Annotated in this window: 13 protein-coding genes and 1 tRNA gene; 5 read left to right on the forward strand and 9 right to left on the reverse strand. The window is 64.4% G+C overall.

All coding sequences use genetic code 11. From position 1 onward, the window contains the following. Positions 1 to 59: 59 nt before the first annotated feature. The 4 genes from RA24_RS20840 to RA24_RS20855 all read left to right on the forward strand — a co-directional run bounded on the left by RA24_RS20840 (position 60) and on the right by RA24_RS20855 (position 1927). Positions 60 to 437, forward strand: a complete 378-nt coding sequence (locus RA24_RS20840; RefSeq protein ID WP_019296519.1) for a hypothetical protein — start codon at positions 60 to 62, stop codon at positions 435 to 437. Then, positions 437 to 1207 carry a hypothetical protein gene (locus RA24_RS20845; RefSeq protein WP_019296520.1) on the forward strand — a complete coding sequence of 257 codons (771 nt, stop codon included), beginning with the start codon at positions 437 to 439 and terminating at the stop codon, positions 1205 to 1207. Before RA24_RS20840 ends, RA24_RS20845 begins: the two co-directional genes overlap by 1 nt. Positions 1208 to 1332: 125 nt before the next feature. Further along, on the forward strand, positions 1333 to 1815 hold the full coding sequence (locus RA24_RS20850) for a GNAT family N-acetyltransferase (RefSeq protein WP_019296521.1): 483 nt from the start codon (positions 1333 to 1335) through the stop codon (positions 1813 to 1815). A gap of 35 nt (positions 1816 to 1850) precedes the next feature. Beyond that, positions 1851 to 1927 (forward strand) — tRNA-Arg (locus RA24_RS20855). A 95-nt stretch (positions 1928 to 2022) separates the two neighbouring features. Here the strand turns inward: RA24_RS20855 and RA24_RS22975 are convergent. The 9 genes from RA24_RS22975 to cofG form a co-directional block, all read right to left on the reverse strand. Next, positions 2023 to 2244, reverse strand: a complete 222-nt coding sequence (locus RA24_RS22975) for a tyrosine-type recombinase/integrase (protein ID WP_446720218.1) — start codon at positions 2242 to 2244, stop codon at positions 2023 to 2025. A gap of 157 nt (positions 2245 to 2401) precedes the next feature. Then, complete coding sequence (locus tag RA24_RS20860) at positions 2402 to 3025, reverse strand: TetR family transcriptional regulator C-terminal domain-containing protein (RefSeq protein WP_039174744.1); 624 nt, start codon at positions 3023 to 3025, stop codon at positions 2402 to 2404. A gap of 180 nt (positions 3026 to 3205) precedes the next feature. Further along, entirely contained in the window at positions 3206 to 4246 is a 1041-nt protein-coding gene (locus tag RA24_RS20865) for a TIGR03842 family LLM class F420-dependent oxidoreductase (protein ID WP_019296524.1), read from the reverse strand. Positions 4247 to 4271: 25 nt separating this feature from the next. Beyond that, entirely contained in the window at positions 4272 to 4940 is a 669-nt protein-coding gene (gene npdG, locus RA24_RS20870) for an NADPH-dependent F420 reductase (RefSeq protein WP_039194119.1), read from the reverse strand. Beyond that, positions 4937 to 5710: a coenzyme F420-0:L-glutamate ligase gene (cofE, locus tag RA24_RS20875; protein ID WP_019296526.1), complete on the reverse strand. Its 774-nt coding sequence runs from the start codon at positions 5708 to 5710 to the stop codon at positions 4937 to 4939. The genes npdG and cofE overlap by 4 nt, the downstream gene beginning before the upstream one ends. Continuing rightward, complete coding sequence (gene cofC / locus RA24_RS20880; protein ID WP_039194123.1) at positions 5707 to 6366, reverse strand: 2-phospho-L-lactate guanylyltransferase; 660 nt, start codon at positions 6364 to 6366, stop codon at positions 5707 to 5709. Before cofC ends, cofE begins: the two co-directional genes overlap by 4 nt. Next, positions 6363 to 7331 (reverse strand): 2-phospho-L-lactate transferase, encoded by a 969-nt coding sequence (cofD, locus tag RA24_RS20885; RefSeq protein WP_039174746.1) that lies wholly within the window; start codon positions 7329 to 7331, stop codon positions 6363 to 6365. The genes cofC and cofD overlap by 4 nt, the downstream gene beginning before the upstream one ends. Then, positions 7328 to 8599, reverse strand: coding sequence for a 5-amino-6-(D-ribitylamino)uracil--L-tyrosine 4-hydroxyphenyl transferase CofH (cofH, locus tag RA24_RS20890; RefSeq protein ID WP_039194125.1), 1272 nt, complete (start codon positions 8597 to 8599; stop codon positions 7328 to 7330). Before cofH ends, cofD begins: the two co-directional genes overlap by 4 nt. Continuing rightward, positions 8596 to 9738, reverse strand: a complete 1143-nt coding sequence (gene cofG / locus RA24_RS20895) for a 7,8-didemethyl-8-hydroxy-5-deazariboflavin synthase CofG (RefSeq protein WP_082020410.1) — start codon at positions 9736 to 9738, stop codon at positions 8596 to 8598. Before cofG ends, cofH begins: the two co-directional genes overlap by 4 nt. Before the next feature lie 257 nt (positions 9739 to 9995). Between cofG and RA24_RS22125 the strand changes: the two genes are divergently transcribed. After that, on the forward strand, positions 9996 to 10149 hold a 154-nt coding region (locus RA24_RS22125), incomplete at its 3' end, for a hypothetical protein (RefSeq protein ID WP_152612871.1).

The following is a 10149-nucleotide window of genomic DNA, read 5'->3' on the forward strand; positions in this document are numbered from 1 at the left end:
GCCGCAATGCCGCCAGCACCTGCTCGATTTGATGCACCACCGCGCGGCTGGGATAGGCCATGACCCTTGCCCGCCAGCTCGACGCCCTGCGCCATTTTGAACCCGGCTGCCGCCTGGCCGCCTTTGGCGACCTCGGCGCCAGCATTGTCCTGCGCAGCAGCAGCGATGGCGGCCATCCGCAGGAATATCTCGACGACCTTTGCCAGCAGGCCCGCCGCGGCTTCCTGGCATTGGATGCAGCAGTTCAGGCCGGCGGCGCCGCCAATACGCCCGCGGATGACGTTCTGCTGCTCGCCCCGGGCGAGGCTCGCCTGTTCCTGCGCGCTGGTGGCGGCTCCGGCGATGCTGTGCTGTGTATCTGCGACGACGCAGAGGCCGCCGCCCGGTTGGCGGCCCCGGCCCGGCAGCTGCTCGCGCGCCAGAAAGGCGGTATGTGATGGCGACTCCCGCGCAGCGCCCCCCGCGGCCTGGCAGTGCCGCCGCCTCAGCCCTGCAGCAGGCGCTGGTCCGGCTGGCGCAACCCGGCGGCACTGCCGGTGCAGAGGCGACAGACAGTCTCGGCGCCGCAGTGCTGCGCGAAATCCGCGATACCGTGCTGCCGCGCGAAATCATCCTTTACATCCGCCAGCAGCCCGCCGCGGTCCTCACTGTGGTGCATCGGAGGCTTGCAGGCATCCGCCTGAACGGCTGCACGGACCCCTCCACTGCTGCCGAGGATCCGGAAGCCGCAGCCCAGCTCTTTGCTGCCCGCCTGCGGCAACTGGATGCTCAGGCCCGGGATCAGGCTTTCAGTTTTCGCCGCCGGCCTTGCGCCGTGCCGCAAGGTGCGGGCAGCTGCACCGCAGGGACCTTGGCCGCCGCCCTGACCGCAGGGGGCAGCAGCAGCCGGCTGGACAAGTTTCGCGCCCAAGCCGAAGTGCAGGCTGTTGCATGGCTTCACTGCCCGCGACACAGCGCACAGACGCAGGCGGGCGGCTCGGACGCGCTGCTCACCCGACTGGATGCGGTACGAAAGGCGCTCACCTCCAAATCGGCCCGCCCCGCCTCTGCCCGGATGCCTGTGCCAAAACCGGACTGCCTGCTGCTGCCGGTCACGCCGCAACTGCACATCCTCGCGGCCTCCGACGGCGGCGCCTTGCTGCTCCTGGTATTGCCGCCGGAAGCTGCCCGTACCCTGATGGCCATCTGGTGCAGCCTCTACCGCTGACATCCCCGGCCTTGCCTAAAAATCAGGCATCACCTGCGTTGGGGGTGCATAAGAGCGCCTGCGCGATTGCCATCCGCCGCTGGCCGGGCAATACCTTAGGGCAACCCGCCCGATGGACTTTGACGATGACCGACACAGCCTTTGACATCGCCGCCGCCCGCCCCTCTGATCCGGAGGCTGCCGCCCTGATCCGCCGCCATCTGGCGCAGATGGCAGCGCAATCGCCCGAGGAAAGCTGCCATGCCATGGACGCCAGCGGTCTGGAGGGGCCGGAGGTGCAATTCTTCCTGCTGCGACGGGACGGCCAGGCGCTTGCCATGGGGGCGCTCAAGGACCTGGGCGATGGCACCCGCGAGCTGAAGTCGATGCACACACTGGCAGGGGCCCGCGGCAGTGGCGCAGGCCGTGCCATGCTGGCCTTCCTGCTGGAGCTTGCCCGCCGCAGCCATGCGGTCGCGGTCTACCTCGAGACCGGCTCCACCGAGGATTTCCTGCCCTCGCGGCGTTTGTACGAATCCTTTGGCTTTGCCCCTTGCCCGCCGTTTGCGGATTATGCCGAGGATCCGTGGTCGGTCTTTATGCATCTGGATCTGCGCGCCGCGGCTTGACCCCCGGGGGCAGCCTGTCATAACTGGCGCAGAGCGGTCCCTTAGCTCAACTGGATAGAGCAGCTGACTTCTAATCAGCAGGTTGAGGGTTCGAGTCCTTCAGGGATCGCCATTTTCTCCTTTAAAATCAGTTAGTAAGTAGCGTCTTTGACCTTGGGCCGTATATAGTAGGTCCATACAAGGGCCAATTTCGGGGCTGCTGGAATTTCAGCTTCCATTCATGATCTCCCTCGCCCTGTCCGCGACATCCCTTTTGGCGAACTTGGCGTACTTCTGTGTCTGGGTCACAGTGGCGTGTCCGAGAAGGTGGGATACCTCCTCTAGCCTCATACCATTGTTCAGCATCCGGGTGGCGTAGGTATCCCGTTGAGGAGGGCACGGTGTTCGTATGTGTTCATGCAGCCGGTGAGGACACTGCGAACCAAGCAGCGCAGACCGTGCTTAAGGCAATTACCATTGGCCCGGCTATGCCGCCGCAATTCGCGCTTGTTTTTTGAATCCTGTACAGTTCAGAGGTTTAACACCCTGTTCCTTGTATATCTTCGGGCGTGGCCTGCTGAAAATATAGCTCAGCTAAACTCGCACCTTAAACGGCGAGTAATTTTTTGTACATTTCTAAGAGAAATGCTTCAGCCTCAACATATCTGTCTTCCGCCTTGCTGGGAGCAATTTCCGCGATTTGTACGTCGAAGTCGGCATAGTGCTGCGTGGTTGCCCAAATCGAAAACAGAAGGTGATGCGGATCCACAGATGCAATCTTTCCGTCATCCATCCATTCTTCCAGCAGCAGGATTTTTGCGCTGTAGAGCTCTTTGAGAGGGCCAAAGATTTCGCTGCGGGAACGCGGCAGCCCGCTCAGGACCTCATTGGCAAAGAACTTGCTTTCCTTGGGGAAGCTTCGTGACACGTCCAATTTTCGCCGGATGTATTCGCAGATTTCATCAATAGGTTCGCCGTGCGGGCTCAGCATGCTCAACGGTGCCATCCACAGCTGCAGTGTTCGGCCCATAAGCTCCCGCCGGATCGCGTCCTTGCTTTCAAAGTAATAAAGCAGGTTGGGAGTAGTCAGCCCTGCTGTTTTGGCAATCATGTTGATAGATGCGCCGGAAGAACCATGACGGGAGAAGACTTCAAGCGCCGCGGCCATGATTTGTTCTGTTTTCTGACGCTGGATCTTGGTCTTCGGTTTCTCTGATGCCATGCGCGCCATGCGGAATCCGCCATTTCATATCAATCCGACTCGGCGCTGTCTTGGCACAACTCGGGGGGGAAGGCCAGCGGGCGGTCCGGCGGGCGGTCCGACGGCGGCTGCGGTCAGCAAAAACCGGCGGGCAGGGGAGGCTGCCCGCCGGAAGGCTGTGCCGTCAGGGGAGATGGCTGGCGTCAGCCCTTAGGAGGCAGCCAGCATCGGGGAGGATACGGAACCGTCCTCCCGGAAGGCCGGGATGATGTGATCGCCGTAATCGGCGATGATCTTCTCCTCGTCGCCGCTGTCCAGATAGATGTTGAACTGGGTGGTGCCAGCGGCCTCCAGATCGCGGATCTTGGCGATATGCTCATCCGGGGTGCCGAGCACGCAGAAGCTCTTGACGATGTCCTCGGTGATGAAGTCGAGATAGGGGTTATCGCTCTGGCCGTGCTTGGAATAGTCGTAGCCTTTGCGGTTCTTGATGTAGTCGGTCAGGCTGGTCGGGACATGATCGCCGCCGGTGCCGTATTTCTCGACGATGTCAGCGACGTGGTTGCCGACCATGGCAGGGAACCACTTGGTCTTCTCGATGCCTTCCTCGATTGGGCCGGTGTGGGCGGGCGCTGCGGCCATGACGCGGTAGTTTGACATGTCGCGGCCTTCAGCCTCACCGCCGGCCTTGGCCTGATCGGCCAGCCATTTGATGATCTTGGGCTCGGCGATCTGCAGCACCACGCCGTCTCCGACCTTGCCGGCCGAAGCCAGCGCCTTGGGGCCGTAGGCGCCGATCCAGACCGGCAGCTCATAGCCCTGCGCCCAGGGGAATTTCACCGGCTCGGGGCATTCGCCGTACTGCACTTCCTCGCCGCGGATCAGCGATTTGACCACGTGGGTGAACTCTTCCATCCGCTTGATGGTCGAGGGCTTCTTGCCCATCACCCGCACGGCGCTGTCGCCGCGGCCGAGACCGATGTCGAAACGGCCGCCGGACTGTTTCGCCAGCGAGCCGAACAGCGAGGCCGCCACCGACCACTCGCGCGAGTTCGGGTTGGTCACCAGCGGGCCGAAGCGCATGTTGGTGGTGTGCTCCATGCACATCGCCATGGCGACGAAGCTTTCGCGCCACAGGATGTGGCTGTCGTAGAACCAGCAGTAGGTGAAGCCTGCGTTCTCGGCCTGGCGGACCAGCGCGCGGGCGCGTTCGGGCTCAACGAAGCCCTTGAAGCAAATACCGAATTCCATGTGTGTTTTCCTCCTCGTTGGAATCTCAGTGATCGGGGGCCCAGATGCGGATGCCCGCATGGGTGAAGGGCACCGCCTTGGAAATGTTCTGGCGGATCAGGATCGGGGTGATCGCCTCGATGCAGCGGGCGGCCTCGGCGTCGCCGGCGTTGTAGGCCTGGACATCCAGCGCGCCGACCAGCTCCATCACCTTCTTGCGGGCAGGCAGGCTGTTGCCGCAGACCAGGATGTCGCAGTTGATCGGCCAGTCCAGGTTGTTGAGCGTGGTGGCCGACACGTTGTGCAGCGCGCCGATCACCGGGATCTCGTCGCCTAGGAGCGCCTGCGCGGCCTCGGTGGCGGAGCCTTCGGGCGGCATTTCCACCTTCTTGGGGTCGCCTTCCTTGAGCGGCACCACGATGTCGACCAGGATCTTGCCCGCAAGGCCCGGCTTCACCGCCTTGAGCGTGGCGTTATGGGCGGAGAATGGCACCGCGAGGATCACCATCTCATCCGCAGCTGCGGTGGCGGCTTCATTGCCGAGGCCGATGATTTCGGCGGCGCCCGCGGGCAGTTTCGCCATCAACTCTGCCGCGATGCCGGCGCTGCGCTCACCGTCGCGCGAACCCAGAGCCACATTGATGCCGGCGCGGGCAAAGCGCAAAGCCAGACCCTGTCCCTGCGGCCCGGTGCCGCCAATGATTGCGATCCTCATCGGAACATATCCTCCTGTTTTTTCCTGAGTATGTCGGCGCCGCGGCTGTCGGCGGGCTGCCAGTCGAGCCCGCGCAGAAGCACCGCCGGTGTCTTTCCGTTCTTGCGCACCACCAGCCCCGAGGCGGCGGCGATTTCATCGGCCAGTGCCGGTTCAGTCACCTGCAGCGGGCGGCCCCAGGCGTCGCTTTTGCCCTGTTCGCGGATGGTCGCGGGCACTTTGGCCAGGCCGATCGCCACATTGACCTGGCCCAGCCTCCAGGGGCGGCCGAAGGTGTCGGTCATTACCACGCCGATCTCGGCGTCAAAACGGTGCGACAGATCCTGCTGCAGCCGGGCGCAGCTGGCATCCGGATCGGGCGGCAGTATCATCGCCGCATCTTCCTCGCCGAAATTCGACTCATCCACCGCCGCATTGGCTGAGATGAAGCCGAGCCGGTGCTCGCAGATCATCGTGCCCTCGTTCTGGTCCGGGCGGCGGAAGGCGCGCACCACGCGGGTGCTTTCGCGCAGGACGATCTCGACCTTGCGCGGGTCCTTGTTCAGCTCTTCGGCGTATTTCAGCGCCTCCGCCGACGGCGTCACCGAGGCCAGCGGGATGATGCAGTCCTCGGCCTTGGAGAAGACTTTTTGCGCGACGCAAAGGATGTCGCCGCGTTTGAGCGGCATGCCGGCCCGGTCCAGGCAATCGCCCAGAACCGCGGCTAGATCGTCGCCGTTGCGGATGTCCGGCACACCGGGAATGGCGGTGAGAGAGACGGAGAGGCTCATTGCGCGCCCTCCCGCGCCAGTGCCTGCGGGTTATGGGCCAGCAGGTGATCAAGATCCTCGGCTGTATCGACGTCAATGCGGAGGCTGGCCAGCGGCAGCACCCGGGGGCAAAGCCCGGCGGCCTCTGCCGCGTGCAGATGCGCGACCAGGGATTTCGGCCCGTAGCGGAACGGGAAGGGGCAGGGCAGGGGCGCCAGCAGTGCATTGGTCCCCAGATCCTTGGCCGGGCAGAACAGCGCGCTGTTGTTATCCAGCGGGTGTGCCAGCAGCCGGGTGAGGTCGTCCGTGGACGGGGCGGCGAGATCGCCGGGCAGAACGCAAAGCGCACTGTATCCCTGCTGTGCCGCCCAAACGGCGGCGGCCTCCACTGCCAGCGACAGCGCGCCGGGGTCCTGGTCGTCGATGCAGATGAGGCCGCCCTGACGGGCGATCCGGGCAATCACCGGGCTGTTGCTGACCACGGCAATATCCGCCGTGCCGCCGGGGAGGCGGGCCAGGGCCTCTTGCAGTTTCGCGACGGTGGCCTGGAACAGCCCTTCCGCCAGCACCCTGCGCTCCTGCGGGGTGAGGGCGACGGCGAGCCGGGTCTTGGCCTTTGATGGGTCCTTCATCGGGATCACGGCGAGCCGCTTGCCGGTACCTTGTTGCGGGGTCATGCGGTTGCCTCCAGATGGACCGGAGCAAATGCCAGGTCGACGATTTCGCGGGCCAGCCGGGTCTTGTCCTCATGGGTTTTCATCAGGATGCGGCTGCAGACCGGCTCCAGCCCTTCGGCGCGGATGGCGCCCGCCAGCGACGCGTCGGCGTGGTCGATGAACAATGTACCGGCGAGGCCGCGGTAGCGGCGGGCAACGCCAAGCGCGTCTGCCTGCTCCCCCAGCGCCTGCATCATCCGGTCGGCGGGGCCTTTCACAACCTTGCCGTCAATGAAGGGGCTGACAGCGATCTTGGGCGCGGCGGAGGCCTGCACCGCGTCCGCTATGCCTGGAATGCCCAAGATCGGGGCAATGCTGACCAGCGGATTGGACGGTGCAATCACGATCAGGTCTGCTGCGCGGATTGCCTCCAGCGCCTCCGGCGTTGGGCGGGCCCGGGCGAGGCCTTCGAAGGCCAGTTCCCGGACCTCCGGCGCGCAGCGTTCGCGCACGAAATACTCCTGGAAACTCAGCCAGCCCGCATCGGTGCGCACCCGGGTTTGCACGGTGCCGTCGGTGGGCAGCAGGATCTCTGCCGTGACGCCAAAGGCGCGGGCAACGTCACGGGCGATCTCGCTGGGCCGGTCGCCGCGAAGCCGCCGCATGGTGCGGTAGATGTGCAGGCCGAAGTCGCGGTCGCCCAGCGACATCCAGGTGTCCGCGCCCAGTTTGGTCAGCGTTTCCAGCGCCCGGTGGCCCTCATCCGCGACGCCCCAGCCCTGGCTGCGGTCGATCACATCCGCAAGGCTGTAGGTCAGCGTGTCGATATCGGGCGAGACCCAGAGGCCGTGGAAGGCATCGTCATCCGCCACATTGCCGATCACCGAGAGCTGCACATCCGGCAGGGCTGCCAGCCCCTCGGCCATCTTGGCGCCGCCGACGCCGCCGGCCAGCAGCGTCACCTTATGCTTGCCTGCGCCGCTCATTCCGCCGCCTCCAGCGCGGGGCGCTCCGGGAACATTTCCAGGAAGGCCAGCGGGTCACGGCCCTGGCGGTCCACCAGCGGCGCGATCACCTCGGGGTCGTGATGCTCATAAACCTCGCGCACCTCGTAGATGGTGTTGCGGCGCACCGGCACCCGGCCCGCGGCGCGGATGATCTGCGCCAGCTCGCGGGCGGTGATTTCCTGGCCGTGGTCCGACCCGGCCGCGCGCGAGATGCTTTCGTTCATCAGCGTGCCGCCGAGGTCGTTGACGCCGCGCGACAGCATCTGTTGCGCCCGGGCCGCGCCCAGCTTGGTCCAGCTGACCTGGATGTTGTCGATCCAGCCGTGCAGCATGATGCGCGAGACCGCGTGCATCAGGTCCACCTCCAGCGCGGTGGGGCCGGGGCGCACGGTGTCCGGGTTCTGTGCCCAAAGGGGCGATTCCGTGTGCACAAAGGACAGTGGCACTAGTTCGGTAAAGCCGCCGGTGTCTTTCTGGATGTCGCGCAAAAGGCGGATGTGCGCCGCCCAATGCTCCGGCCCGTCGATATGGCCGTACATGATGGTGGCAGTGGTCGGGATGCCAACCTCATGCGCGGCGCGGATGATCTCCACCCATTTCTCGGCGCTCAGCTTGTTCTTGGTCAGCTGCATCCGCACTTCGGTATCGAGGATTTCCGCCGCGGTGCCGGGCATCGAGCCGAGGCCCGCCGCCTTCAGATCGGCCAGGAAGTCATGATAGGACATCTTGGTCTTGGAGGCGCCGTACCAGATCTCAAACGGCGAGAAGGCGTGGATATGCATGTCGGGCAGCGCCGCCTTGATGGCGCACACGATGTCGCGGTAATAGGTGCCCTCCATCTTTGGGTGCAGGCCGCCCTGGATGCAGACCTCGGTTGCGCCGCGGTCCCAGGCCTGCTGCGCGCGCTCGACGATCTGCGCGGGCTCCAGCCACTCGGCGTCTTTGTCCTCGCTGCGCTTGGCAAAGCCGCAGAAGCGGCAGCCCATGTAGCAGATGTTGGTGAAGTTGATGTTGCGGTTTACCACGAAGGACACCCGGTCGCCGTTGGCGCGGCGTCGCAGCTCGTCGGCCGCGGCATAGACCGCTTCGGCATCGGCGCCCGTTGCGCGGAACAGCTCTGTGCCTTCGGCTTCTGACACCTCGCCGCCTTCCAACGCCAGTTCCAGAATGGCGCGAACCGGAGCGGAGGCGGCGCTGACGGCCGCCGGGACTGCGGCAAACTTCTCTGCGGGGGGTTGGATGGTCATGCTGTTTCTCCCATGTGCTGCTGGTCGCGTGCCAGTCCGTTGGCCTGCGCCATGCCGGAGGCGCGGGCCAGAATTTCCGGGTCGATGAAGCCGCTGCCGGCGGCCAGGTAGCTGGGGTAGACCGTCAGCCGCTCGCGCAGCTGGAACCCGGCCTGGGTGCAGGAGGCGGCAAGCTGGCGGATCTCCGGCCATTCATGCTGCGGATTGATGAAGTCGATGGTGACCGGCGAGATGCCGCCCCAGTCGTTGATGCCTGCGTCCAGGTAGGCCAGGTGGCGGGCGCTGAGGTTCGGCGGCGCCTGCAGGCTGATGTCCGGCGACAGGATGATGCGGGCCGCCGCGATGGTGCGCAGCATGTCTTCCAGCGGCGGCTCCGGGTGGTTCGCCATGGCGATATCTGGCTTGCGCTGGAAGTTCTGGATGATCACTTCCTGGATGTGGCCGTGGCGGGCGTGGGCGCCGTTGATCGCGTGCAGCGCCTCGATACGCTCTTCAAAAGTCTCGCCGATGCCGATCAGCAGGCCGGTGGTGAAGGGCACTTTCTTCTCGCCCGCCCGTTCTAGCGTGCGCAGCCGCTGCACCGGCACCTTGTCGGGGCAGGCATAATGCGGCTGGCCCTTGCGGGTCAGGCGGCGGCTGACGGTTTCCAGCATCATCCCCATCGAGGCAGAGACCGGCCGCAAGAGGTCAATCTCTTCGCTGGTCAGCGTGCCTGCGTTCACATGCGGCAGCAGCGCGGTTTCCCGCAGCACCAGCGCGCACATCTCGGTCAGATAGGCGGTCAGGCTGGAATAGCCGAGCCGCTCCAGTGCTTTGCGCGCCTTCTCGTAGCGCAGTTCCGGTTTCTCGCCGAGGCTGAACAGCAGCTCCTTGCAGCCTTCCCGCTCACCGCGGCGGGCCGTGGCAAGCACCTGCTCCGGCGTCATGATGTTCGCTTCGGGCGAGTCGGGATGCTTGACGAAGGTGCAATAGCCGCAGGTGTCGCGGCACATGTTGGTCAGCGGCACAAAGGCCTTGCGGGAATAGGTGACGGTGCGCCCCCAATGGGCATCGCGGATCTGGCGGGCACGGGCCATCAAGTCATGCAGGTCCCCGGCCGCCGCCCAGGATTCACTTGGTTTTTTCAGTAGAATGTTCATGGGCTCCTCCTGCTTTTAGGTTTGTGGGAGTCCTGGATTCTGTCAACCTAAAATTTGACTAGTAGATAAAAAACATGCCTGCAAAATACTGTAACTATAGGAAGCAAAGCAAAAAAATATTGAATACCTGCTTACGTGATACAATTTTGTTGACTGAAAACTAAAAATTTGACTATCTGGTAAAAAAAGAAACATGATGAATGATGCCATCCGACTCACCTGTGGGGCGGGTCTGGCGCAATGGGAGGAGAACGGCCGTGCTGATTGGAACGCCAAAAGAGCTGGCGCCGGGTGAAAACCGGGTTGCGATGACGCCGGATTCGGCGAAGCAGCTGCAGAAGCTGGGCTATGAGTGCGCGATCGAGGCCGGGGCGGGCGCCGCTGCGGGTTTTGCCGATGCGGTCTATGAGG

This window comes from Leisingera sp. ANG-M6, from assembly GCF_000813905.1.
Lineage (GTDB): Bacteria > Pseudomonadota > Alphaproteobacteria > Rhodobacterales > Rhodobacteraceae > Leisingera.

Excerpts from the sequence above, each read along its gene's own strand:
- RA24_RS20865 (WP_019296524.1), bottom strand. The coding sequence starts at position 4,246 with ATGGAATTCGGTATTTGCTTCAAGGGCTTCGTTGAGCCCGAACGCGCC.
- RA24_RS20840 (WP_019296519.1), top strand. The coding sequence starts at position 60 with ATGACCCTTGCCCGCCAGCTCGACGCCCTGCGCCATTTTGAACCCGGC.
- cofH (WP_039194125.1), bottom strand. The coding sequence starts at position 8,599 with ATGACCATCCAACCCCCCGCAGAGAAGTTTGCCGCAGTCCCGGCGGCC.
- cofE (WP_019296526.1), bottom strand. The coding sequence starts at position 5,710 with ATGAGCCTCTCCGTCTCTCTCACCGCCATTCCCGGTGTGCCGGACATC.
- cofG (WP_082020410.1), bottom strand. The coding sequence starts at position 9,738 with ATGAACATTCTACTGAAAAAACCAAGTGAATCCTGGGCGGCGGCCGGG.
- cofD (WP_039174746.1), bottom strand. The coding sequence starts at position 7,331 with ATGAGCGGCGCAGGCAAGCATAAGGTGACGCTGCTGGCCGGCGGCGTC.
- npdG (WP_039194119.1), bottom strand. The coding sequence starts at position 4,940 with ATGAGGATCGCAATCATTGGCGGCACCGGGCCGCAGGGACAGGGTCTG.
- RA24_RS20850 (WP_019296521.1), top strand. The coding sequence starts at position 1,333 with ATGACCGACACAGCCTTTGACATCGCCGCCGCCCGCCCCTCTGATCCG.
- cofC (WP_039194123.1), bottom strand. The coding sequence starts at position 6,366 with ATGACCCCGCAACAAGGTACCGGCAAGCGGCTCGCCGTGATCCCGATG.
- RA24_RS20860 (WP_039174744.1), bottom strand. The coding sequence starts at position 3,025 with ATGGCGCGCATGGCATCAGAGAAACCGAAGACCAAGATCCAGCGTCAG.
- RA24_RS20845 (WP_019296520.1), top strand. The coding sequence starts at position 437 with ATGGCGACTCCCGCGCAGCGCCCCCCGCGGCCTGGCAGTGCCGCCGCC.